This window comes from Thermomonas sp. (assembly GCF_041919455.1).
In the GTDB taxonomy this organism is placed as follows: Bacteria; Pseudomonadota; Gammaproteobacteria; order Xanthomonadales; family Xanthomonadaceae; genus Thermomonas.
In genome coordinates, this window is record NZ_JAYRTQ010000007.1 from 152334 (window position 1) to 175437 (window position 23104).

Genomic DNA, 23104 nt, shown 5'->3' on the forward strand with positions numbered 1-23104 from the left:
ACGTTGGCGACGGCGAGACCGTCGGCTGAATCGCGCAGCGGCATTTCGAGCCGCGTAGCGATCAGACGGCGGTAGGCGCCGGCGCTGCGACGAAGCCGCCCTAGATCTCCAGCCAGCCCGCAACGATCGAACGCAACTCCTCCACGCCCTGCCGGGTCTCGCCGGAGAAGGCCTGCACGCTGACGCTGTCGCCATAAGTTGCCGACAGGTCCTTGCGCACCGCCTGCACGGTGTTCATCGCCGCCCCGCGCGAAAGCTTGTCCGCCTTGGTCAGCAGCGCATGCGCAGGCAGGCCGCGACGCATGGCATAGCCGATCATCGAGCGGTCGTAGTCCTTGAGCGGATGGCGGATGTCCATCACCACCACCAGCCCGGCCAGCGCCATCCGGCTGCCGAAGTAGCCGTCGAGGAAGGCCTGCCAGTGCGCCTGCAGGTCCTGCGGCACCTTGGCATAGCCGTAACCCGGCAGGTCGACCAGGTACTTGGACTCGTGCGGCGGCAGGCCGAAGTACACCAGCTGCTGGGTGCGCCCGGGGGTCTTGGAGACTCGCGCCAGCGCATTCCGGCCGCACAGCGCATTGAGGGCCGAGGACTTGCCGGCGTTCGAGCGGCCGGCGAAGGCGACCTCGCGACCGCCATCCGGCGGCAGCTGGCGGTGGGTATGCGCGGCCAGCAGGTAGTCGGCGCGGTTGAACGGATTGGGCGTGGCCATGCGCATAGGATCGCACGCCCGGCGTCGCAGCCCGGCCGGGCAGCCCGTTGCGGCGGGAACCGAGGACCTGGGGATCGACGGCAAGGGCCACCGCGCGTGGTTTGACCGTCATGCGCCGCCCGACGATAATTCGCCGGTTCAGCGGTTTCGGCCGCACCCGCATTGGTATTGGAGTTCCGCATGCGTCTTGCCCGCGTCCATGGTCTTGTCGGCGTTGCCTGCCTGGTGCTGGCCGCGGCCGCGTATGCCCAGAGCACCGCCGTTGCCGTTCCCGACAACGCCCCGGTCCAGGCCGCACCGCTGGACGAGAAGCCCGCCACCTGGGGCGATGCCAAGGCCGGCCAGTCCAAGGCCGGTGCCTGCGCCGCCTGCCACGGCGTGGACGGCAACGCGATGCAGCAGAACGCACCGCGCATCGCCGGCATGCCGGAGCGCTACATCGCCGAGCAACTTGCCCTGTTCAAGCATGGCGAACGCGTCGGCGGCCTGGCGGGCCTGATGGCCCCGTACGCCGCCCCGCTGTCGAACCAGGACATGCGCGACCTCGGCGCCTGGTTCGCCACCCAGAAGGCCGGCTCCGGCGTGGCCGACGACACCGTCATCGCCGCCGGCCCCAGCAAGGGCCTGAAGTTCTACCAGGTCGGCGAGCGGCTGTACCGGGGTGGCGACGCCGCCCGCGGCATTCCCGCCTGCATGGCCTGCCACGGCCCCTCCGGCGCCGGCAACCCGGGCCCGTCCTATCCGTCGCTGCACGGGCAGGAAACCGCCTACGTGGTGCGCCGCCTGGAGGAATACCGCGCCGGCACCAGCACCTACAAGAACGCCGCGCCCTTCAAGCTGATGGCCAGCGTCGCCAAGCCGCTGAGCGACGAGGAAATCCGCGCGCTGGGCAGCTACGTGCAGGGCCTGCACGCCCGCGCGGCCGCCAGCCAGGCGCCTGCCGCCCACTGATCGGCGGCGGCGCGGCTTCACCATGCGTTCCGCCGGGCCTGCGCAAGCTGGCCTGGCCCACCTGATCGCCGGAGTCGAGTCGATGCGCGCACTGCTGTTGTCCTTCACCCTGCTGCTGTCCGCACTGGCCTTCCCGGCCCACGCGCAAAAGCAGTTGCCCGGGCTGACCGAGGGCACCGAATACCGCTACATCGAGGACGGCAAGCCGTACCGCCCTTCGCCCGGCAAGGTCGAGGTCGCCGAGGTGTTCGGCTACTGGTGCCCGCATTGCGCGCACTTCGCGCCGATGCTGGAGAAGTGGAAGGCGACCATGCCGGCGAACGCGCAACTGGTGCTGGTGCCGGCGCTGTTCGATCCCAACGACGCCTACGCGCGCCTGTTCTTCATCGCCGAAGGCGCCAACGCGGTCAACGCCACCCACGCGAGCATCTTCCGCGCCGTCCACGAGACCGGCGAACTGCCGCGCAAGGCGACCATCCCGCAACTGACCGCCTACTACGCCCGCCTGCCGGGCGTGAATGCCAAGGCCTTCGCCGCCGCGCAGGCCGACGAAGCCACCCTGCAGGCCAAGGCCGCGAATGCCCGCGAATTCCAGGTGCGCAGCGACATCCCGGGCACGCCCTCGCTGGTCATCGCCGGCAAGTACCTGGTGCTGGGCAACAGCTTCGAAAGCATGCTCGACAACGCCCGTCGCGTGATCCTGGCCGTAGCCCCGGCCGCCAAGGCCAAGCCGAAGCCCGTGTCGGCCAGGCCCGCCGCCAAGTCCCGCACCTGACCCCATCGACCGGAACCGCCATGACCGCATCGCGCTACGCCCTGCTGCTCCTCGCCCTGCTCCCCCTGGCCGCCTGCAAGAACGACGCGCCTGCGCCGGTCGCCGATCCATCGGCCGCTGCCGCGCCTGCCGCCAGCGCACAGCAAGCCAGCGCCGAGGATCCGGCGCAGAAGGCCGCCGCCGAAGCTGCGCTCAAGGCCGCCGAGGAGGCCGCTGCCAAGGCGCCACCGCTGGTTGCCGGCGTGGACTACGCCGACATCCCCAATGGCCAGCCGTTCGAAACCACCGATGGCCGCATCGAGGTGGTGGAAGTGTTCGGCTACGTCTGCCCGTTCTGTGCGGCAGTGCAGCCCACGGTCAGCGCGATGAAGTCCAAGTTCCCGGCCGACGTGCACATGGTCTACGTGCCGGCGGCGTTCGGCGGTCCGTGGGACAACTACGCCAAGGCCTTCTACACCGCCGAGACGATGAACCTGGTCGACAAGACCCATGACGCGATGTTCCGCGCGATCCACATCGACAAGACCCTGAAGGGCGAGCGCGGCATGGACACGCCGGAGCAGATCGCCGCGTTCTACGCGAACTACGGCGCCGATCCGAAGCAGTTCACCAGCAGCATGCAGAGCTTCGCGGTGGCGACCAAGATCAACCGCGGCAAGCAGTACATCCTCAATGCCTTCAGCAACGGCGACCAGCCCAGCACCCCGGCCTTCATCGTCAACGGCAAGTACCGGGTCAAGGGCAAGTCGGTGGACGACGTGTTCCGCGTGCTCAACCAGCTGATCGTGGCCGAGCGCGCGAAGAAGGCGTCTGCCGCGCCCGCGGCAGCACCGGCGGCGGCGGATGCCACGGCCCCGGCGGCTCCCACGGAAGCGCCGGCCGCCGCTGCGCCGCAGGCCTGACCACGCCCGAACCCGCCGCATGATGGAAACCCGCCGGCTGCGCCTGCTGAGCGCCAATATCCAGGCGGGGTCGAGCACCCGCGGCTACCAGGACTACGTGACCCGCAGCTGGTCGCACGTATTGCCGGCCGGCAACAAGCGCGGAGCGCTGGACCTGATCGCCGAACTCGCGGGCCGCCACGACATCGTCGGCCTGCAGGAGTCGGACCCCGGGAGCCTGCGCTCCGGCTTCACCAACCAGACCCACTACCTGGCGCAACGCGCCGGCTTCGCCTACTGGAGCCACCAGCCCAACCGCAGGATGGGCGGCGTCGCCTCCAGCGCCAACGGCTTGCTGAGCAAGCTGGAACCCAAACGGGTCGAAGAGCATTCGCTGCCCGGCCGGGTCAAGGGTCGCGGCGTGCTGATCGGCACCTTCGGCAATGGCGACGATGCGCTGACCGTGGCGGTGGCCCACCTGTCGCTGGGAAGCGGGTCGCGCAGGGCGCAGATCGACTTCATCGCCGAACTGCTTGGCGACCATCCGCATGCGGTGCTGATGGGCGACTTCAACTGCGACCCGAATCAGCCGGAAATGCAGGGGCTGTATCGCAGCACCCGCCTGCAGCCACCGGCGGATTGCGTCCCCACCTTCCCCTCGTGGCGGCCGCAGCGCGCGATCGACCATGTGCTGGTCACCCCGGCGCTCGCCATCGCCACCATGCAGGCGATGCCGGCGGCGCATTCCGACCACTTGGCGTTGTCGGTGGAACTGGACGTGCCGGAGCACGCCCTGGGCTGACACGTCCCGCGATCAGGGGCGCAGCAGGATCTTGCCCTTGCTGGCCCGACCCGGCACCAGAGAATCGCGGATCGCATCGCCGATGGCATCGAAGCCGTAGGTCGCGGCGACCGGCAATTGCAGTTCGCCGTTGGCCGCACGCTGCAGCAGTTCGCCCATCAGCCTGCGGCGATCCTGCGACGACAGGGCCTTGCTGGCCGGCGTGCCCCAGAAGCCCTTGACCGTGATCTGCTTGAAGATCAGTTCGCCCGAGGGAATCTGCATCGATTCCCCGGTCATGCTGCCGAACGAGACCAGCAGGCCGTTTTCGCCGAGCAGGCTGCACAGCACGCCGCTGGCGGGTCCACCCACCGAATCCACCGCGGCCTTCGGCCGCGCCCCGCCCATCAGGTCGCGCGCGGTCGACTTCCAGCCCTCGTGCATGGTGCAGACGGTATTGCCGATGCCTTGCGCGGCCATCTCTTCCACGCCTTCCTCGCGACGCACCAGGTTGAGCACGTGGATGCCGCGCGCGCGCGCCAGCATCGCCAGCGCCTTGCCGACCGCGCCGTTGGCGGCGTTCTGCACGACCCAGTCGCCTTCGGCCACGCCCAGCGTCTCCAGCAGCATCAGCGCGCTCAGCGGCATCGCCACCAGTTGCGCCGCGGTGGCATCGTCGATGTTGTCCGGGACGGGCACCAGCGAATTGGCCGGCACGGTGAAATATTCGGCCCAAGCACCACGCGCACCCGCCGTGGTCACGCGCTGGCCGATGGTCACGTTGTCGACGCCCTCGCCCAGTGCATCGACCACGCCCATCGCCTCGCTACCGGCGATCGCCGGCAAGGTCGGCTTGTAGCCGTATTGCCCGCGTACCGTCCAGACATCGTGGTTGTGGATCGGCGACAGCAGCATGCGCACGCGCGCCTGTCCGGGACCGGGTTCCGGCGTCGGGCTGTCGGCCGCGGTCAGGACATCGGCCGGCTCGCCGAAGGTCGCATGCAGGACACTGCGCATCGCGTACTCCACTGTATGGTTCAGGTCAGCGCACTGTACGCTAAGGCAGCGCCGACCAGCAGCAGGAACACCGCGAACACCCGTTTCAGCGCCGGCCCGCTCAGCGCATGGGCGAGCCGGGTGCCGTAGGGCGCGGCGAACACCGAAGCCAGCGCCACGCCGAGCGCCGCCGGCAGGTAGACGTAACCGAATGCACCCGGCAATTCCACCGCACCCGGCGGTGCCTGCAGCGCATAGCCCAGCGCGCTGCCGATGCCGATGAAGATCCCGCAGGCCGACGACGTGCCGACCGCTCGCACCGGCGTCACCCCGCGCCAGACCAGCAGCGGCACGGTCAGGCTGCCACCGCCGATGCCGACGATCGCCGAGACGATGCCGATGCCGCTGCCTGCCAGCGTGTAGCCGGGCCCGCGTGGCGCAACCACCCTGCCGGTGTCTGCCGGCGTCTTCGACCACAGCATCTGCGCCGCGATCAGGAAGCAGTAACCCGACACGCACCAGCGCAGCACCTGGTCATCCAGCGCGATCGCGAAGCGGCTGCCCAGCCAGCCACCCAGCAACACGCCCGGCACCATCCACGCCACCGTCGGCCACAGCACACTGTCGCGACGGTGATGCGCACGCGCGGATGCCGCCGCGGTCAGCACGATGCTGGCCAATGAGCTCGCCAATGCGACATGCATCGCCGCATCCGCCGGCACGCCCTGCATCGGCAGCAGCCACGCCAGCGCGCCCACCAGCACCAGCCCGCCGCCGATGCCGAGCAACCCCGCTAGCACGCCCGCGCACGCGCCGAGCAACAGATAGATCAACAACGCGGACATGCAATGCCACCGGAAAAGTGATTCATCGATGCTCGGGTATAGTCCAGCGATGCACAAGCGCGCCTCGTTCCTGCTGGCCGCACTGGCGTGCGGCACCAGCCTGCTGCCCGCCATCGCCATCGCCAACGCCCAAGCCGCCTCGCCGCCCCCGCGCAGCGCCAATCCGCCGATCCTGGTCGCCACGCCGAGCAGGTCCGTGCGCGAGGCCTTCGAGGCCGCCAATCGCGGGACCCTGGACGATGCGTTGCTCGATTCGTATGCGCGGCATCCACTCGGCGGCTGGCTGGAATACACCGCGCTGCGCAAACGCATGGATACCTTGCCGATACCGCGCGGCAATGCATTCCTGGCCCGCCATCGCGGCCAACCGGTGGCGCGTGCGTTCCGCAGCGACTGGCTGGCGGCACTCGCCGCACGCAGCGAATGGACGGCGCTGCTGGCGAATTGGGACACCGGCATCGACGACCCCGGCCTGCGTTGCCTGCGCTTGCGGGCGTTGCAGGAAACGGGTCGCGCGGATGCCGCATGGACCGCCGACGGGCAAGCGCTGTGGCGTGGCGCCGGCAGGTCGCTGCCGTCGTCCTGCGACGCGCCGTTCGCGCAACTGGCGACGCAGGGCGCGCTGGACGACGGGCTGCGCTGGGAACGCTTCGACAAGGCCGTGGCCGAGGGCCAATCCGGGGTGATGCGCGCGATCGCGCGCGGCATGGCGCCCGACGCGGCGACGCAGGCGAATGCCTATGCCGCCTACATCGACAAGGCCAGCGCCGATGTGGGGGCCTGGCCGAAGAACGCGCGCAGCAGGCTGGTCGCTTCGTGGGGACTGGCGCGCCTTGCAAAGGCATCGCCGGACCAGGCCGAGGCGCTGCTGCCCGGCGTGGCGCAGGCGCTCGGCTTCAATGCCGATGAACGCGCCCGGGTGCTCTACCCGATCGCGTTGTGGACGGTGGCCTCGTACGGGCCGGACTCCGCGCGCCGGCTCGCGGCGGTGCCCGATGCCGCCTACGACGCCAACCTGCACGAATGGCGCGTGCGCGAAGCACTGGCGCGCAGCGACTGGCGCAGTGCATTGGCCGCGATCCGCAAGATGGACGAGGCGCAGCGCAACGATTCGCGCTGGACCTACCTGGCGGCGCGCAGCAGCGAACTGACCGGCGATGCCGCGGGCGCGAAGGCGCTGTATCGGCAGGCGGCGAAGAAATCCGATTTCCACGGCTTCCTGGCCGCGGACAGGCTCGACCAGCCGTACGCGCTGTGCCCGTGGCAACCGGTGGTGGCGCAGCCCGCGAAGCAGGCGATCGCGCGCGATCCGTCGATCATCCGCGCGTTGCAGTTGTTCGCGCTGGATCGCAAGGGCTGGGCACAACGCGAGTGGGACGATGCGCTCTCGCGTTATTCCGACGAACAGCGCCGCATCGCGGTGGAAGTGGCGCAGGACAACGGCTGGTTCGACCGCGGCGTGTTCGGCCTGGTCAACGTGGGCGGCAAGCGTTACCCAGAGGAACAGCGCCTGTACCTGCTGCGCTTCCCGCTGCACCACGACGCCACGATCCGCCGCGAGGCCGCGAAGCACCGGCTCGACCCCGCCTGGATCGCCGCCGAGATCCGCGCGGAGTCGGTGTTCGATCCGAACGCGCGATCGTCCGCGGATGCGCGCGGTCTGATGCAGGTGTTGCCGGCCACCGGTGCCGGCGTGGCGGCGAAGATCGGCCTGCCGTGGACCGGCGGCGACAGCCTGTTTGATCCCGACACCAACATCGCCCTCGGCACCGCCTACCTGCGCCAGTTGATGGACCGCTACGGTGGCAAGCCCTACCAGGTGATCGCCGGCTACAACGCCGGCCCGGCACCGCTGGGCCGCTGGATCTCGCAGCGGCCGACGATGGATCCGGACTTCTGGATCGAGACCATCAGCTACAAGGAAACGCGCGAATACGTGGCCCGCGTGCTCAGCTTCAGCACGCTGTACGACTGGCGGCTCAATGGCGATGCGGTGCGCCTGAGCGACCGCATGCAGGGCGTGCCGAACGGCCCGCGCAAGGGCTTTGCCTGCACCACCCCGGAGGCGCCGAAACCCGCGCAAAAGCCAGCGCCGGCGGCGCCGAGGAAGCCGACACTCAAGGATCGACGCCGCCACTGACACCGGCGCATCGCCGCCCGTCCGCTTGTCCGCCGGACAGCGCACGCCGCGCTTGCCGTGCGCTTGGCGATAGGCGTACCTTCGTTGGCGTATGGCCACGAGCGCCCATTTCAGGGGAGGGCGCGATACGGGCGGAGCCGGCTCCGGAACTGGGCCTGGCAGTGATTTCGTATCGGCGCTGTTCGCCAGCGATCGCCTCGAACACATCGAGGCCATTGCCGCGCAGGAAGCGGAATCGCGCTTCGGCCTGCGCCATCTGCGGATCGAAGCAGCACCTGCTCCCGCCCGCGATACAGACCTGCAGGGCGCCACGCCCATCTCGCTGCTGGCGGCCAAGGCCGGGCGCCTGCGTTCGCAAGCCGGCCCTGCATTGACGTTCGCGCTTGGCGACGTGCCGCACGCAATGCTGCTGTCGGTGGATCGCCCGACCGATGGCCGCGACTTCGATGCCGCTGGGCCCGACTGGTGCGGCTTCCTCGCCCTGCTCACGGCACGCATGGCCACCGCACTGGAATTGCAGGACCAACGGCAGGCCTCGGAGCGGCTGGAAAAGACCGCACGCCTGCAGACCGCGCTGTACACGGTGGCCAACCTCGCGTCGGCGGGGCTGGACATGCAGGACACCCTGCGGCGCATCCACGACGTCGTCGGTGCGCTGATGTACGCGCGCAATTTCCTGATCGCGCTGTACGACGGCACGCGCGACAGCCTGCGCTTCATCTACTACGCCGACGAACAGGACCTGCGCTCGGTCGACCCGGAGCAGGAATACCCGGCGGCGCGGATCGGCGACAGCCTGACCCTCGGCGTGATCCACACGGGACGCGCGGCGATGGGACCCTCGCGACAGCTGCGCCGCGCATTCGGCTTCGACGAGAACGCGCAGGGCTACGGGCCCAGCAGCGCCGACTGGCTCGGCGTGCCGATGGTCGCCGATGGCGTGGTCCGCGGCGCGGTGGTGGTGCAGAGCTACGACCAGCCCGACCGTTTCAGCGAGGAAGACCGCGCCCTGCTGGAGTTCGTCGCCCACCACATCCTGATCGCGCTGACCCGACGCCAGGCGCACGACGAACTCGAACGCCGGGTGGAGGAACGCACCCTCGCCCTCACCGAGCAGATCCGCGAACGCCAGCGCGGCGAAACGCTGCAGGCGGCGCTGTACCGCATCGCCGACCTCGCCAGCAGCGGCCTGGGCATGGAGGAGATGCTGCGGCGCATCCACCTGGTGGTGGGTGAGCTCATGTACGCGCGCAATTTCTTCATCGCCCTGTACGACGGCGAACGCGACAGCGTGAGGTTCATCTATTTCGCCGATGCCAAGGACGTCAACATCTACGAAACCGATCGCGAGGTCCCGGCCGCCGACCTGCGCGACAGCCTGACCCTGGGGCTGATCCGGCATGGCAAGCCGGTTCGCGGCCCCGCACGCGAGGTAGCGAAGACGTTGCACATCAGCGGCATCGGCCTGGGCACGCCCGCGCTGGACTTCCTCGGGGTGCCGATCAGCGGCGACGGCGGCGCGCGCGGCGCGGTGGTCGTGCAGACCTATGAACCCGGCGTGCACTACAGCGCGGAGGACAGCACCCTGCTCGCCTACGTGGCGCAGCACATCATGACCGCGCTCGAGCGCAAGAAACTGCAGGCCGAGCTGGAACGCCGGGTCGAAGACCGCACCCGCGAACTCGCCAGTGCGGTCGGCGAACTGCGCGACCAGATCAAGGTACGCGAACACGCCGAACAGCAGCTGATCCACGATGCCCTGCACGATGCGCTGACCGGCTTGCCGAACCGGACCTGCTTCCATGCCGCGCTGGAACAGGCGCTCACGCGGCTGCACCGCGACGAGGGCCGTCGCTTCGCCGTGCTGTTCCTCGACCTGGATCGCTTCAAGGTGATCAACGACAGCGTCGGCCACCTGTTCGGCGACATGATGCTGAAGGAAGCCGGCACGCGACTGACCGGCTGCGTGCGCGGCAACGACATGGTGGCGCGGCTTGGCGGCGACGAATTCGCCGTGCTGATGGAGGACATCGCCAGCCCCGAGGACGCCTGCCACACCGCGCGCAGGGTGATCGAGGCATTGGCCGAGCCGATCCACGTGCAGGGCAAGGCGCTGTTCACCTCGGCCAGCATCGGCATCACCCTGGGCGAACGCCGCTATCGCAAGGCCGAGGAATTGCTGCGCGATGCCGACGTGGCGATGTACCGCGCCAAGGCGCACGGGCGGCAGCGCTTCGAGATCTTCGACGAACGCCTGCACCAGGAGGCGTTGCAGTTGCTGGAACTGGAAAGCGACCTGCGGCACGCGATCCAGCGCAAGGAATTCGAACCGCATTTCCAGCCGATCGTGGACCTGCGCAACGGCGACGTGCTGGGCTACGAATCGCTGCTGCGCTGGAACCAGCCGCGTCGCGGCGTGGTGCCGCCGGGCGAGTTCCTGAAGGCGGCGGAAGACAGCGGCAGCATCGAGCAGATCGACTGGCAGATGCTGGCCAACACCTGCCGCGACATCCTCGACCTGCAGCTCGACGGCCGCTACGTGACCCTGAACGTGTCGCCGCGGCGGTTCCGCTCACCGACCCTGGCCCAGCAACTGCTCGACCAGTTGCAGGCGCACGGCATCGAACCCGGCTGCATCCGCATCGAGGTCACCGAGGACGCGCTGCTGGAAAATCCCGACCAGGTCTTCACCACCCTCGGCACCTTGCGCCAGGCCGGCGTGCTGGCGGCGCTGGACGATTTCGGCACCGGCTATTCCTCGCTGAGCTACCTGCATCGCTTCCCGCTGCACGCGCTGAAGATCGATCGCTCGTTCGTGCGCGAACTCGAACCGATGCGCGAGGACGGCAGCACCGCGGTGGTGCGCGCGGTGCTGGCGCTGGCCGGGACGCTGGGCCTGGAAGTGATCGCCGAAGGCATCGAGACCGAACAACAGCGCGCCTGCCTGCTCGACCTGGGCTGCACGCGTGGCCAGGGCTTCCTGTTCTCGCATGCGCGGCCGGCGATGGAGTGGCGCGCCGCGGCCGCCTGAAAGCAACACACCCGGACGCTGCGGTTGCAGGCACGCGCAGCGGATCAGGCATCATCGGCGGATGACGACGAGACCACTCCTCCACGACGCGAAGGTCTACCTGGTCGGCGGCGCGGTGCGCGACGCCCTGCTCGGCCTGCCCGCGGGCGACCATGACTACGTGGTGGTCGGGGCCAGCACCCAGCAGATGCTCGACGCCGGTTTCAAACAGGTCGGCCGCGACTTCCCGGTGTTCCTGCACCCGCAGTCCGGCGAGGAGTTCGCGCTGGCGCGCACCGAACGCAAGTCGGCGCGCGGGCATACCGGCTTCGTGGTGCATGCCGATCCGTCGGTGACCCTGGAAGACGACCTGCGCCGTCGCGACTTCACCCTCAACGCGATCGCGCGCGATGCCGATGGAGCATTGGTCGATCCGTTCGGCGGCGTGCGCGACATCGAAACGCGCGTGCTGCGGCATGTCGGCGAGGCCTTCGTCGAGGATCCGCTGCGCGTGCTGCGCGCGGCACGCTTCATGGCCCGCTTCGCGCCGCTCGGCTTCACGGTGGCACCGGAGACACGGGCGCTGATGCGCGAGATGGCCGCCAGCGGCGAACTGGCCGAGCTGGTGCCCGAGCGCGTCTGGCAGGAACTGGCGAAAGCGTTGCGCAGCGCCTCGCCCGCCGCATTCCTGCGCACCCTGCGCGATGCCGATGCCTTGCGCGCAGTGCTGCCGGAAGTGGATGCGCTGTACGGCGTGCCGCAGCGCGCGGAATACCATCCCGAAGTCGATACCGGCGTCCACGTCGAACTGGTCTGCGACATGGCAGCAAGGCTGGCGGCGGGCGACGACCTGATCGGCTATGCCGCGCTCTGCCACGACCTCGGCAAGGCGCTCACGCCGGTCGACACCCTGCCCGCGCACGCCATGCATGAGCAACGCGGCGTCGCGCCGGTGATCGCGATGAGCGAGCGCCTGAAGGTGCCGGCCGAGCATCGCGACGTCGCCGTGCTGTGCTGCCGCGAGCACCTCAACGTGCATCGCCTCGACGAACTCAAGCCGGCGACCGTGCACGAAGTGATCGCGCGTTGCGACGGCTTCCGCAAACCGCAGCGGATCGACCAGCTCGCCACCGTCTGCGAAGCCGACAAGCGCGGCCGCACCGGCCTGTCGGAGACGCCGTACCCACAAGCCGACACGTTGCGCCGCCTGCACGCAGCCGCAATGGCGGTGCGCAGCGGCGACATCGCTGCACAGGGCATCACCGGCCCGGCCTTCGGCGACGCGCTGCGCAAGGCGCGCATCGCCGCGATCGCCGCAGCACGTGGCTAGACACTGATCCGGATCCCGCGCTTCGCCATCGCCCACATCAGCAGCGACCAGAACGCGACGAAGGCGAAGGCGAAGGCGAGCGATGCGGCCTTGTCGCCGAGCAGCGGGCCGATCGCCGGTTGCAGCACGCCGCGATACAACGCGCCGAACACGCCGAAGCGCTCCAGCAGGCACGCCATGACCCATGAGCCGGCATAGGCGGTGATCGCGTTGATGCCCATGCTGCGACCGAACGGACGCCAGCCGCGCACGTCGAACAACCAGTGGCACAAGGCCAGCAGCAGCGTCGCCCAACCTGCGGTCCACACCGCGTAGGACGGCGTCCACAGATTCTTGTTCCACGGCAACAGCAATGACCACGCGCCGCCCACCGCCAAGGCCGCCACGCCGAACAGCAGCAGTCCGCGCGTACCGCGTTCGCGCAGCACCACGCCGGCGCGCACGCCAAGCAAGGTCGTGGCGAGCGCAGGCAGCGTGCTCAGCACGCCTTCCGGCTCATGGCCCAGGCCGGTCGCGGCGTCGAACTTGTACGCATGCGCGCCGAGCATCCACGCATCCACCCGGCTGGCGATGTTGTGCCACGGCTCCAGGCTGCCGCCGGCGACGAGTAGCGCCCAGTAGCCCAGCAGCAACGCCACGATGCACCGCCATTGTCCGCGTGTGCGCAGATACAGCACCGCCGTGGCGGCCGCGCCGAAACACAGGCCGATCCGCTGCAGCACGCCCCACGGACGGAACGCGGCGATGTCGTAGGCCCACATCGCCACCAGGTTCAGCAACATGCCAATCGCGAGCAGGCGCAGCGCGCGCATCCACGCCTTGCCGAGCAGCGCACGGCGCTCCGCCTGCGATGGTGTGGCGCGCGACAGGCGCAGCGCGATCGACACGCCGACCACGAACAGGAAGGTCGGGAAGATCAGGTCGGTGAGCGTGCAGCCATGCCACGCCGCGTGCTCGAGCGGTGCGTAGATCGAACCCCAGTCGCCGGGATAGTTGACCAGCAGCATCGCCGCCACCGCCCAGCCACGCAACACATCGACCGAGGTGAAGCGTTGCGGACGCTCCCCCGCATTCACCAGCGCCGATCCAGCCACAGCAGTGCATCGCGCAAGGGAGTGAACGCAGTCGCCAGGCCGATCAGTACGCCGATGGTGTTGGCCAGCGCATCGTTGCGATCGAGCATGCGCCCCAGCCCCATCTGCGCTTGCAGGACTTCCAGGCCAATGCCCATCAGCACCAGCAGCACGCAGACGAAGCCCCAAGACAGTCGGCGCACGAACAACTGCACCGCGCCCGCGGACAGCACCGCGTAGCCGACGAAGTGCTGCAACTTGTCGTCAACGCCCACCGCGGGCAGGTCCTGCGATGGCAACAACGATCCGATCACCACGGCGGCAATGGCCAGAATCCACAGGCCCGACCACAGCCATGGCCGCTTGAACGGCTTCAGCGAACGCCCCATCCGTCGCGGCTTGATCGCATTCACAGGCGATGGCTCAGGTCGCCGACCAGGAAGGCCGCGCCCAGCTCGACGCCGCGCTGGAAGCCGATGGCCTGGAAGCGTTCGCCCATCTCGCTGGGCAGGGTCAGGTGCTTCACCTGGCTGCGCAACGCGTGCCGGGCGACATCATCCGCAGCGCGCGATTCCGCCAGCGCCAAGTTCTCCTGCAGGCGGTTGCCGATCAGGAAACTCGCCTGCGAACAGTAGCCGGCGAAGTCGAAGCCGGCGGCGGTGCCGGCCTCGGCCAGCGCGGTGAAATCCACCGACGCGGTGATGTCCTGCAGGCCCGGCCAGGCGAACACGTCGTCGGTGACATGGTGCTGGCGGAACGCGCGCAGGGTGCCGTCCCGGCGTTGCGGCTGGTAGTACTCGCCGCGCGCGTAGCCGTAGTCGACGAACAGCATCGCGCCGTCCCGCATCGCGCCCATCACCGCCTGGATCCAGTACGGCAACTGCGCCAGCACCTCGCTGCGATAACCCTCCGCGAACGGCTCGGGCAACTGGCGCTCGACGTGGCGCACTGCGGCAGCCAGCATCGGCTCGGCGGGCCTGTCGGTGCGCAGGAAACGGCCCTCGCCATCCAGCGCCACGTGTTCCTCGAAGACTTCGCCATCGCGGATCGTGAAGCGCGGCGTGGGCAGCGCGTCGATCACCTCGTTGGCGAACAGCACGCCGCTCCACGGCTCCTGGATCGGTCCGTCCAGCCACTCCACCAGCTCGAACAGCAAGGGCGGCAAACGTGCCTGCAGGCGTTCGCGCTGGCGTTCACGCAGGTCGGCGCTGGGCTCGAGGATCGCGTAGCGCGCCGGCAGGGCATCGTTGGCGAGCAACTTCGCCAGGCAGGTTTCGGCGAAGGCGCCGCTGCCGCCGCCGATCTCCATGAACACCGCATCGGGACCGAGTTGCTGCAGCACCGGCGTCAACACATCGGCCACGCAGGCCGAGAACAACGGCGAGCGTTCCGGCGCGGTGGTGAAGTCGCCGCCGGGGCCGAACTTGCGTGCGCCGGCGCTGTAATAGCCCAGGCCCGGCGCATACAGCGCCAGCTCCATGAATTTCCAGAACGGCAGGTGGCCGCCGGCGGCGATGACCTGCTCCTGGATGACCTCGCGCAGGTGCGCGCTGTGCGACTGCGCGTCGACGTCGGGCGGCGGCAAGGTCGACGCCATCACTCGAACCTGGCGCGGCGACCCGCGCTCTGGCCGGGACCGGAGAACACCCGCACTTCGATCGCGTCGATCCGATGCGCGCGCAACGCCTCGCGATCCCCGCCGAGCCGGGCGAGGAACCAGGCCGCGAATTCCTCCAGCGTCGCGTTCTCGATCGGCAGCAGGAGCACGTCGGCGCGCAGGAACGGGATGCGGATGCCGTCGAACACCGCGAACACGTGCGCGCCGTCTTCCTCGATGCGCAGGTGCGCGGATTGCGTGGGCAGGATCGTCCACTCGTTGAGCTCGCGGCACAGCGCGACCACGCGATCCTTGTAGATGCCGTAGTCGAAGCACATGCCGTTGCCGAGCATGCGCGCCTCGATGTCGACTTCCACGCGGAAGTTGTGGCCGTGCAGGCGCTCGCGCTCGCTGGCGTTGAAGATCGTGAAGTGGGCTGCGGAGAACTTCATGTTCTCCTTGGCCAAGCGAATCGTCACCGTGTCGCTCATGCCGGGACATCCCCAAAATCCGCCTCGGAAATGTCGCCGCGTTGCGGCCGCATCACGATGTCCTCGACCACGGTGCGCGCCGACATCGTCCACGCACACCACGCCATCTCGGCCACGTCTTCCGCGGGCATCAAGCGTTCCGGCGGCAGCGGCACGCCGTCCCACGAGGCGGTCAGCGTGGCGCCCGGCAGCAGCGCGACCACGCGCACGCCATGCGGCTTCATTTCCTCGCGCAGGTTGCGCGAGAACCCGTGCAATGCGTGCTTGGCGATGCTGTACGAACCACCATTCGGATACGCGGCGATCGACGCCGTGCTGCACACGTTCAGCACCATGCCGCTGCGCCGCGCCATCATCGCCGGCAGCACGCGCCGGGTCAGCCGATAGGCACCGAACAGGTTGGCCTGCAGCATGTCGAGCAGCGCATCGTCGTCTTCGCTCGCGATCTGCCCCGGGCGGTACGCGCCGGCGTTGTTGACCAGCAGGTCGACCGCACCATGCCGCGCCTGCACCTCGCACGCCAACGCATCCACCGCGGCACCGTCGCGCATGTCGCACGCAATGCCGTCGACATTCGGGAAATCGGCCTTCAGTTCTGCGAGACCAGCTTCTCCGCGCGCGCAGGCGATCACGTTGCAACCCTCGCGCACGAAGCGCGCCACGATCGCGCGACCGATCCCGCGCGACGCACCGGTGACCAGCACCACGCTCACGCGAAATGTCCGCGTTCGATGACCACGCCCACGGTGTCCGCCCCTTCGAACGCGCCGGGCTTGGCCAGCTTCAAACGCACGCCGGTCGCACCGAATTCGGTGATCAATAGCGCCGCGCATCGCTCGGCCAGGGTCTCAACGAGCTGGAAGTCGCTGTCGCCGGCGAATTCCACCAGGCGCATCGACACCGCGTGGTAGTCGAGTGCATCGGAGAGCTGGTCGCTGAGCGCGGCGATGCGGGTGTCAAAGCGCATCTCGATGTCGAACACCAACGGCCGGCGCGCCACGCGCTCGTGCGTGTAGACGCCGATCAGGGCGTCGACGCGCAACCCTTCGATGAAGACGATGTCGGTCATCGCGGAAGGATACCTGCAGGCACCGCATCGCGAGGTTGCCATCGCTCGACACGCTTCATCGCGGTGTCCATGGGTGGGCAGGGGCTTGCGTGCTGCCGCTCCGTCCAGTCGTCCAGGACTGAGTCGCGGACGCGGGCCATCCATGGCCCGCTCATCCCGCAAGCCCCTGCCCACCCACGGACACGCCACCTGCGACGTGGCTCACACCGCCGGCAGCGTCGCCATATCCCAGCGTGGGGTCACGTGCACCGCGGCGTCCTCGCGCTGGCCGGCCTCCAGGCGCAGCGCGCCGGCGAACGCGATCATCGCGCCGTTGTCCGTGCACAACGCCGGGCGCGGGAAACAGGCGCGGCCGCCACGCTTGGCGCACATGTCGGTGAGCTTCGCGCGCAGGCGCTTGTTCGCGCCCACGCCGCCCGCGATCACCAGCGTGTCGCAGCCGGCCGCATCCAGCGCGCGTTCGCACTTGATCGCCAGCGTGTCCACAACGGCGTCCTCGAACCCGCGGGCGAGGTCGGCCCTGGTGGCATCGGACTGGTCGCTGTTGCGCCAGGCCAGCAGGACCTGGGTCTTCAGGCCGCTGAAACTGAAATCCAGGCCGGGGCGGTCGGTCATCGGCCGGGCAAACCTGAATACGCCAGGCGTGCCGCCTTCGGCCAGCTTCGCCAATTGCGGCCCGCCCGGATAGGGCAGGCCCATCATCTTGGCGGTCTTGTCGAAGGCCTCGCCGGCCGCATCGTCCAGGGTTTCCCCCAGCAACCGGTAACTGCCGATGGCGTCCACCGCGACCAGCTGGGTATGCCCGCCGGAGACCAGCAAGGCCACGAACGGCGCAGCAGGCGGGTCGTCTTCCATCAGCGGGGCCAGCAGGTGGCCCTCCATGTGATGGACGGCGACCGCCGGCACGTCCAGCGCCCAGGCGAGCGAGCGCGCCACCCCGGCGCCGACCAGCAAGGCCCCGACCAGGCCGGGACCGGCGGTGTAGGCCACCCCGTCGAGATCGGCGACCGACAGGTCGGCCTCCGCCAGGGTCTGCCGGATCAGCGGCAACAGCTTGCGCACGTGGTCACGACTGGCCAGTTCCGGCACCACCCCGCCGTATTCAGCATGCAGGGCGATCTGGCTGTAGACCGCATGGGCGCGCAGCCCGGCCGCGCCAGGCAGGGCGGTGTCGTAGACGGCCACGCCGGTTTCGTCGCAGGAAGATTCGATGCCGAGGACTTTCATGCCGCCTATCTTGCACCGGCCGGAGGCCCGCTGCTATCATGCGCGGCTCGCCCGGACTGCCCCGGCGTGTGCGGGTCCCTCCGCAAGAGCCTGGCCACCTGGCCCGACTTTCCAAAGATTCCGAGATTCCAAAGATGCCGAGCGTCAAAGTCCGCGAAAACGAGCCCTTCGAGTTTGCCCTGCGCCGCTTCAAGCGCACCTGCGAGAAGGCCGGCGTGCTGGCCGAAACCCGCAAGCGCGAGTTCTACGAGAAGCCGACCCAGGAGCGCAAGCGCAAGGCCGCGGCCGCCGTCAAGCGCCAGGCCCGCCGCAGCTCGCGCGACGTTACCAAGCGCCAGCGCCTGTACTGAGCGCGCGTTTGTTGCGCCTGAAGCCGGCCGCGCGCATGCGCCGCCGGCTTTTCGCGTTTCTGCAATCCTGAAATTCACCCGATGGAGAAGGCGATGAGCCTCAAGCAGCAGCTCACCGACGACATGAAGACCGCGATGAAGTCCGGCGAGAAGGATCGCCTGGGCGTGATCCGCCTGGTCCTGGCCGCGATCAAGCAGAAGGAAGTCGACGAGCGCATCGAGATGACCGACCCGCTGGTGCTGGCCGTGCTGGAGAAGATGGTCAAGCAGCGCAAGGATTCGATCAGCCAGTACGAGGCCGCCGCGCGCGAGGACCTGGCCGCGATCGAGCGCTACGAGCTGGGCATCATCGAGGCCTACCTGCCGGCCAAGATGGACGAAGCCGCGATCCTCGCTGAAATCGACAAGGCCATCGCCGCGACCGGCGCGGCCTCGGGCGCCGACATCGGCAAGCTGATGGGCGTGCTCAAGCCGGCGCTGGCCGGACAGGCCGACATGGGCCTGGTCAGCAAGCTGGTGAAGCAGAAGCTGAGCTGAGCCATGGCTGCGCGTCCGCTGCTGTCGATCCGCCCCGCCACCGCCGACGACGTGCCGCTGATCCGGCAGTTGATCGCCGAGCTGGCCGAGTACGAACGGCTGGCGGATGCCGCAGTGGCGACCGACGACGGCCTGCGCGCGCAGCTGTTCGGTGCGCAGCCGGCCGCCGAAGTGTTGATCGGCGAAGTCGATGGCGAGGCCGCCGGCTTCGCCCTGTTCTTCCACAACTTCAGCACGTTCCTGGGCAAGCGCGGCCTGTACCTGGAAGACCTGTTCGTGCGTCCGGCGTTTCGCGGCTCCGGCCTCGGCAGGCACTTGATGGCGTCGCTGGCGCGGATCGCCGTGCAGCGCGATTGCGGGCGCTTCGAATGGAGCGTGCTGGACTGGAACGCGCCGGCGATCGGCTTCTATCGCACGCTGGGCGCGGTGGGCATGGACGAATGGACCGTGCAGCGGCTGGAAGGCGATGCCCTGCACGCGCTGGCATTGCACGACGCGCTCTGACAGCGCGCGTGGCAAGCTAATCCGATGGCCCGCATCCCCGACGCGTTCATCGATGACCTGCTCGCGCGGACGGACATCGTCGAGATCATCGGCGCACGCGTTCCGCTGAAGCGACAGGGCAAGGAATACGCGGCGCGTTGCCCGTTCCATGACGAGCGCTCGGCCTCGTTCACCGTCTCGCAGACCAAGCAGTTCTATCACTGCTTCGGTTGCGGCGCGCACGGCACCGCGATCAGTTTCATGATGAATTTCGACCGCCTCGAATTCCTCGACGCGGTGGACGAGCTGGCCAAGCGCGTGGGCATGGAAATCCCGCGCGACACCCAGCAGCGCAACGCCAATCCGGAAACCCGCGACCTCTACGGCGCGATGGAAGCGGCCTCCACGTTCTTCCGCGGCCAGCTCGCCAACAGCGAGAAGGCACGCGCTTATGTCGAGCGGCGCGGGATCGCGGCGGAGATCGTCGAGCGCTACGCGATCGGCTATGCGCCGGATGGATTTTCCGCACTGCGCGACGCGCTCGGCACCGATCCGGGGCGCATGCAGTTGATGGAACGCGGCGGCCTGTTCTCGAAGAACGATCGCGGCAACGTCTACGACAAGTTCCGCGATCGCCTGATGTTCCCGATCCACGATCGCCGCGGCCGCACCATCGCGTTCGGCGGGCGCGTCATCGATCCCGAGGATTCGCCGAAGTACCTCAATTCGCCGGAGACCGCGCTGTTCCACAAGGGCCGCGAGCTGTACGGCCTGTGGCAGGCGAAACAGGCCAACGCCAAGCTCGAGCGGCTGATCGTGGTCGAGGGCTACATGGACGTGGTCGCGCTGGCGCAGTACGGGGTCTCGCAGGCCGTCGCCACGCTCGGCACCGCGACCACGCCGGACCACGCCGAACTGCTGTTCCGCAATGCACCCGACGTGTACTTCTGCTTCGATGGCGACCGTGCCGGCCGCAGTGCGGCGTGGAAGGCGCTGGAATCGGTGCTGCCGCGGATGAAGGATGGCCGCCAGGCGTTCTTCTTGTTCCTCCCCGATGGCGAGGATCCGGATTCGATCGTGCGCCAGGAAGGTGTGGAGGGTTTCGATGCACGCCTGCGCGACGCCACGCCGCTGTCGGAGTTTTTCTATGCGTCGCTGTCGAGCGACGTGAACCTGTCCAGCCTGGACGGCAAGGCGCGCCTGGCGGAACGCTGCAAGCCGCTGCTGGCGCAGATCCCGGATGGCGCCTTCGGCGACCTGATGCAGCAGCGCCTGACCGAACTCACCGGCGTCGGGGCGCGTGCCAGCAGCCCGCAGACCCACGTCCCGACCAAGCGTGTGGCGCAATCGTCGCGAGGTGTGACCACGCAAAAACTGAGCTTGGTTCGCAACGCGATTACGCACCTTCTTCATCGTCCGGCATTAGCGCTGGAACTGCGCCCACCATATCGCTTTGCGGCGTTGCGCCAGCCCGGCATTGAACTGCTTTCGGAATTGGTATTGCTGGTGCGCGAGCGGCCCGAGATCAGCACAGGTGCCTTGCTCGAGCACTTCGCCGAGCGTGAGGAAAGCGGCCCACTGCAAAAACTAGCCAGCCAAGATTTGCCGGGCGAGGAAGACGAACTTCGTACTAACTTGCTCAAGGCGATTGCTTCGCTCGAGAAGCAAGTAGTGCAGCAACGGGTCGCAGAACTGCAGCAGTTGAAACAAGAAGGAACCGCGTCAGAAGCCGATAATCAAGAACTTCGCGAAGCGTTGACTACGCTTCTCGGGTTCGCGCGCATGACTTCCGACGCAGGCAGCGAAACCCCAACGCGCTAAGCTCGGGGTTCCTTCAGGCTTGGGGAAGCCGCCATGTCCCGCTTCGACACGCGTACCCGCACCGTCCTGTTCGCCGCCCTGCTCGCGGCCCTGCCCGCCTTCGCACAGACCACCGCCAAGCCCGCCGAGGTCAAGCGCGAGGTCGTCGGCAATCGCACCAGCGAGAACATCCCGGCGATTCCCGCCGAGTTGCTGGAGCAACTGAATCGCTACCAGAACACCCGCGGCGCAGGACTCGCGGGCTGGACCAAGGACGGCTGCCTGCTGGTCAGCACGCGCTTCGCCGAGACCGCGCAGGCGCATCGGGTCTGCCAACCACTGGGCATGCGCGAGCAGCTCACCTTCTATCCGGAGCCGGTCGGCGGCATCACGCCCGCGCCGGCGAACGCGTGGCGCGACGGCTTCGTGTTCGCCAAGGACAAGGGTGGCGACGAATTCAGCCAGTTGTACTGGTTCGACGGCCCGACCCGCAGCGTGCACCTGTTGACCGACGGCAAGCGCAGCCAGAACGGCGGCACCACGCTCAGCCCCGATGGCGGGCTGATGGCGTACAGCAGCACCTCGCGCAACGGCACCGACCGCGATGTCTGGCTGCGCAACACCCGCAACGGCGAGACCAAGCTGCTGGTCGATGCGGGCGGCAACTGGTCGCCGATGGATTTCTCGCCGGACGGGTCGCGCCTGCTGGTGATGAAGTACGTCTCCGCCGCGGAGTCGTATCCGGGCGTGGTCGATGTCGCCAGCGGCAAGCTGGAATTGTTCCCGGTCGATGGCGGCAAGGCGTCGTTCGGCGGCTTCGCCTTCGCACCCGATGGCAAGGCGGTGTACTTCATTTCCGACGAGCCGCTGCAGGGCAAGGCGCAGGAGTTCAAGACCCTGCGCTATCACAATCCCGCGACGGGCAAGTTCGAGGTGCTCAGCGCGACCATCCCCTGGGATGTCGGTGGCTTCACGATTGCAGACGACGGCAGGCACCTGGCGTTCGTAAGCAACGAGGACGGCATCAGCAAGCTGCGCGTGCTGTCCCTGCCCGACCACAAGGAAGTGCGCCTGCCCGCGCTGCCGATCGGCGTGATCGGCGGCCTGTCGTTCTCCCCGGACGGCAAGCGCCTGGCGCTGACCCTCAACAGCGCCACATCGCCAAGCGACGTGCATGTGATCGACCTCGCGGCGGCCTCGCTGACGCGCTGGACGCAGAGCGAAGTCGGCGGACTGGATGCAGCGAAGTTCGTCGCGCCGACGCTGGTGCGTTACCCCACCTTCGACAAGGTTGCGGGCAAGCAACGCACCATCCCCGCGTTCTACTACAAGCCGTCCAAGCCCTCGAAGACCGGCAAGTATCCGGTGGTGATCAACATCCACGGCGGGCCGGAAGGGCAGTCGCTGCCGACCTTCAGTTCCAACGCACAGTACCTGGCCAACGAACTCGGCGTGGCGTTGCTGGTGCCGAACGTCCGCGGCTCGACCGGTTACGGCAAGACCTACCTCTCGCTGGACAACGCCGAGAAGCGGGAGGACTCGGTCAAGGACATCGGCGCGCTGCTGGATTGGATCGCGAAGCAGCCCGAGCTCGATGCGTCGCGCGTCGGCGTGATGGGCGGCAGCTACGGCGGCTACATGGTGCTGTCATCGCTGATGCATTACAGCGACCGCATCCGCGCCGGCGTGGACGTGGTCGGCATCTCGCACTTCGGCACGTTCCTGAAGAACACCGAGAGCTACCGTCGCGACCTGCGCCGCGTCGAGTACGGCGACGAACGCGACCCCGCGATGGCCAAGGTGTTCGAGCGCATCTCGCCACTCAACCATGCCGGCAAGATCACCTCGCCGCTGTTCGTGGCGCAGGGCCGCAACGATCCCCGCGTGCCGTGGACCGAGGCCGAGCAGATCGTCAAGGCGGTGCGCGGCAACGGCCAGCCGGTCTGGTACCTGCTGTATGCCGACGAGGGCCATGGCTTCGCCAAGAAGGCCAACAGCGACTGGTTCGGCGCGGCCACGATCCTGTTCTGGCAGCAGAACCTGCTGAACGACTGAT

21 protein-coding genes and 1 pseudogene are annotated in these 23104 nt (G+C 68.5%); 12 read left to right on the forward strand and 10 right to left on the reverse strand.

All coding sequences use genetic code 11. The annotated features are described in order from the left end of the window. Positions 1 to 100: 100 nt before the first annotated feature. Positions 101 to 712, reverse strand: a complete 612-nt coding sequence (yihA, locus tag ACE3T8_RS06955) for a ribosome biogenesis GTP-binding protein YihA/YsxC (RefSeq protein WP_374607941.1) — start codon at positions 710 to 712, stop codon at positions 101 to 103. Positions 713 to 892: 180 nt separating this feature from the next. Between yihA and ACE3T8_RS06960 the strand changes: the two genes are divergently transcribed. The 4 genes and pseudogenes from ACE3T8_RS06960 to ACE3T8_RS06975 all read left to right on the forward strand — a co-directional run bounded on the left by ACE3T8_RS06960 (position 893) and on the right by ACE3T8_RS06975 (position 4121). Continuing rightward, positions 893 to 1663, forward strand: a complete 771-nt coding sequence (locus ACE3T8_RS06960) for a cytochrome c (protein WP_374607943.1) — start codon at positions 893 to 895, stop codon at positions 1661 to 1663. 82 nt (positions 1664 to 1745) lie between these two features. Then, a complete protein-coding gene (locus tag ACE3T8_RS06965; protein WP_374607945.1) occupies positions 1746 to 2438 on the forward strand; it encodes a thioredoxin domain-containing protein in 693 nt (230 codons plus the stop codon). A 20-nt stretch (positions 2439 to 2458) separates the two neighbouring features. Continuing rightward, positions 2459 to 3238 (forward strand): annotated as a pseudogene (locus tag ACE3T8_RS06970) (thiol:disulfide interchange protein DsbA/DsbL); the annotation flags it as partial. A gap of 145 nt (positions 3239 to 3383) precedes the next feature. Further along, entirely contained in the window at positions 3384 to 4121 is a 738-nt protein-coding gene (locus ACE3T8_RS06975) for an endonuclease/exonuclease/phosphatase family protein (RefSeq protein ID WP_374608005.1), read from the forward strand. Positions 4122 to 4133: 12 nt separating this feature from the next. Here the strand turns inward: ACE3T8_RS06975 and ACE3T8_RS06980 are convergent, their stop codons facing one another. Continuing rightward, entirely contained in the window at positions 4134 to 5117 is a 984-nt protein-coding gene (locus ACE3T8_RS06980; RefSeq protein ID WP_374607946.1) for a zinc-binding dehydrogenase, read from the reverse strand. Positions 5118 to 5137: 20 nt separating this feature from the next. Further along, on the reverse strand, positions 5138 to 5941 hold the full coding sequence (locus ACE3T8_RS06985) for a sulfite exporter TauE/SafE family protein (RefSeq protein WP_374607947.1): 804 nt from the start codon (positions 5939 to 5941) through the stop codon (positions 5138 to 5140). Positions 5942 to 5990: 49 nt separating this feature from the next. Between ACE3T8_RS06985 and ACE3T8_RS06990 the strand changes: the two genes are divergently transcribed. The 3 genes from ACE3T8_RS06990 (at position 5991) to ACE3T8_RS07000 (ending at position 12421) form a co-directional block, all read left to right on the forward strand. Continuing rightward, positions 5991 to 8081 (forward strand): transglycosylase SLT domain-containing protein, encoded by a 2091-nt coding sequence (locus ACE3T8_RS06990; RefSeq protein ID WP_374607949.1) that lies wholly within the window; start codon positions 5991 to 5993, stop codon positions 8079 to 8081. Positions 8082 to 8172: 91 nt separating this feature from the next. Beyond that, positions 8173 to 11112: an EAL domain-containing protein gene (locus tag ACE3T8_RS06995; RefSeq protein ID WP_374607951.1), complete on the forward strand. Its 2940-nt coding sequence runs from the start codon at positions 8173 to 8175 to the stop codon at positions 11110 to 11112. 61 nt (positions 11113 to 11173) lie between these two features. After that, positions 11174 to 12421: a multifunctional CCA addition/repair protein gene (locus ACE3T8_RS07000; RefSeq protein ID WP_374607953.1), complete on the forward strand. Its 1248-nt coding sequence runs from the start codon at positions 11174 to 11176 to the stop codon at positions 12419 to 12421. Here the strand turns inward: ACE3T8_RS07000 and ACE3T8_RS07005 are convergent. The 7 genes from ACE3T8_RS07005 to tsaD form a co-directional block, all read right to left on the reverse strand. After that, entirely contained in the window at positions 12418 to 13497 is a 1080-nt protein-coding gene (locus ACE3T8_RS07005; RefSeq protein ID WP_374607955.1) for an acyltransferase family protein, read from the reverse strand. The genes ACE3T8_RS07000 and ACE3T8_RS07005 overlap by 4 nt on opposite strands. Next, a complete protein-coding gene (locus ACE3T8_RS07010) occupies positions 13494 to 13907 on the reverse strand; it encodes a VanZ family protein (protein ID WP_374607957.1) in 414 nt (137 codons plus the stop codon). Before ACE3T8_RS07010 ends, ACE3T8_RS07005 begins: the two co-directional genes overlap by 4 nt. Beyond that, the gene (locus ACE3T8_RS07015; RefSeq protein WP_374607959.1) at positions 13904 to 15091 is read right to left on the reverse strand and encodes a class I SAM-dependent methyltransferase; all 1188 of its coding nucleotides are present in this window, start codon (positions 15089 to 15091) and stop codon (positions 13904 to 13906) included. Before ACE3T8_RS07015 ends, ACE3T8_RS07010 begins: the two co-directional genes overlap by 4 nt. Beyond that, positions 15091 to 15570, reverse strand: a complete 480-nt coding sequence (locus ACE3T8_RS07020) for a 6-pyruvoyl tetrahydropterin synthase family protein (protein ID WP_374607961.1) — start codon at positions 15568 to 15570, stop codon at positions 15091 to 15093. Before ACE3T8_RS07020 ends, ACE3T8_RS07015 begins: the two co-directional genes overlap by 1 nt. A gap of 8 nt (positions 15571 to 15578) precedes the next feature. Continuing rightward, entirely contained in the window at positions 15579 to 16295 is a 717-nt protein-coding gene (locus ACE3T8_RS07025; RefSeq protein WP_374607963.1) for an SDR family oxidoreductase, read from the reverse strand. Next, positions 16292 to 16651: a dihydroneopterin aldolase gene (folB, locus tag ACE3T8_RS07030; RefSeq protein ID WP_374607965.1), complete on the reverse strand. Its 360-nt coding sequence runs from the start codon at positions 16649 to 16651 to the stop codon at positions 16292 to 16294. Before folB ends, ACE3T8_RS07025 begins: the two co-directional genes overlap by 4 nt. A 201-nt stretch (positions 16652 to 16852) precedes the next feature. Continuing rightward, positions 16853 to 17878: a tRNA (adenosine(37)-N6)-threonylcarbamoyltransferase complex transferase subunit TsaD gene (tsaD, locus tag ACE3T8_RS07035; RefSeq protein ID WP_374607967.1), complete on the reverse strand. Its 1026-nt coding sequence runs from the start codon at positions 17876 to 17878 to the stop codon at positions 16853 to 16855. A 134-nt stretch (positions 17879 to 18012) separates the two neighbouring features. Between tsaD and rpsU the strand changes: the two genes are divergently transcribed. The 5 genes from rpsU (at position 18013) to ACE3T8_RS07060 (ending at position 23103) form a co-directional block, all read left to right on the forward strand. Continuing rightward, positions 18013 to 18228, forward strand: coding sequence for a 30S ribosomal protein S21 (gene rpsU, locus ACE3T8_RS07040; RefSeq protein ID WP_056134345.1), 216 nt, complete (start codon positions 18013 to 18015; stop codon positions 18226 to 18228). A gap of 93 nt (positions 18229 to 18321) precedes the next feature. Further along, entirely contained in the window at positions 18322 to 18765 is a 444-nt protein-coding gene (locus ACE3T8_RS07045; RefSeq protein WP_374607968.1) for a GatB/YqeY domain-containing protein, read from the forward strand. A gap of 3 nt (positions 18766 to 18768) precedes the next feature. Further along, a complete protein-coding gene (locus ACE3T8_RS07050; RefSeq protein ID WP_374607970.1) occupies positions 18769 to 19269 on the forward strand; it encodes an N-acetyltransferase family protein in 501 nt (166 codons plus the stop codon). Between the two features lie 24 nt (positions 19270 to 19293). After that, positions 19294 to 21069: a DNA primase gene (gene dnaG / locus ACE3T8_RS07055; RefSeq protein WP_374607972.1), complete on the forward strand. Its 1776-nt coding sequence runs from the start codon at positions 19294 to 19296 to the stop codon at positions 21067 to 21069. A 33-nt stretch (positions 21070 to 21102) separates the two neighbouring features. Continuing rightward, positions 21103 to 23103, forward strand: a complete 2001-nt coding sequence (locus ACE3T8_RS07060; protein WP_374607974.1) for an alpha/beta fold hydrolase — start codon at positions 21103 to 21105, stop codon at positions 23101 to 23103. Position 23104: the final 1 nt, after the last annotated feature.

Coding starts and splice junctions, on each gene's coding strand:
- yihA (WP_374607941.1), bottom strand. CDS start 712: ATGGCCACGCCCAATCCGTTCAACCGCGCCGACTACCTGCTGGCCGCG.
- ACE3T8_RS06960 (WP_374607943.1), top strand. CDS start 893: ATGCGTCTTGCCCGCGTCCATGGTCTTGTCGGCGTTGCCTGCCTGGTG.
- ACE3T8_RS06965 (WP_374607945.1), top strand. CDS start 1,746: ATGCGCGCACTGCTGTTGTCCTTCACCCTGCTGCTGTCCGCACTGGCC.
- ACE3T8_RS06980 (WP_374607946.1), bottom strand. CDS start 5,117: ATGCGCAGTGTCCTGCATGCGACCTTCGGCGAGCCGGCCGATGTCCTG.
- ACE3T8_RS06985 (WP_374607947.1), bottom strand. CDS start 5,941: ATGTCCGCGTTGTTGATCTATCTGTTGCTCGGCGCGTGCGCGGGCGTG.
- ACE3T8_RS06990 (WP_374607949.1), top strand. CDS start 5,991: ATGCACAAGCGCGCCTCGTTCCTGCTGGCCGCACTGGCGTGCGGCACC.
- ACE3T8_RS06995 (WP_374607951.1), top strand. CDS start 8,173: ATGGCCACGAGCGCCCATTTCAGGGGAGGGCGCGATACGGGCGGAGCC.
- ACE3T8_RS07000 (WP_374607953.1), top strand. CDS start 11,174: ATGACGACGAGACCACTCCTCCACGACGCGAAGGTCTACCTGGTCGGC.
- ACE3T8_RS07015 (WP_374607959.1), bottom strand. CDS start 15,091: ATGGCGTCGACCTTGCCGCCGCCCGACGTCGACGCGCAGTCGCACAGC.
- folB (WP_374607965.1), bottom strand. CDS start 16,651: ATGACCGACATCGTCTTCATCGAAGGGTTGCGCGTCGACGCCCTGATC.
- tsaD (WP_374607967.1), bottom strand. CDS start 17,878: ATGAAAGTCCTCGGCATCGAATCTTCCTGCGACGAAACCGGCGTGGCC.
- rpsU (WP_056134345.1), top strand. CDS start 18,013: ATGCCGAGCGTCAAAGTCCGCGAAAACGAGCCCTTCGAGTTTGCCCTG.
- ACE3T8_RS07045 (WP_374607968.1), top strand. CDS start 18,322: ATGAGCCTCAAGCAGCAGCTCACCGACGACATGAAGACCGCGATGAAG.
- ACE3T8_RS07050 (WP_374607970.1), top strand. CDS start 18,769: ATGGCTGCGCGTCCGCTGCTGTCGATCCGCCCCGCCACCGCCGACGAC.
- dnaG (WP_374607972.1), top strand. CDS start 19,294: ATGGCCCGCATCCCCGACGCGTTCATCGATGACCTGCTCGCGCGGACG.
- ACE3T8_RS07060 (WP_374607974.1), top strand. CDS start 21,103: ATGTCCCGCTTCGACACGCGTACCCGCACCGTCCTGTTCGCCGCCCTG.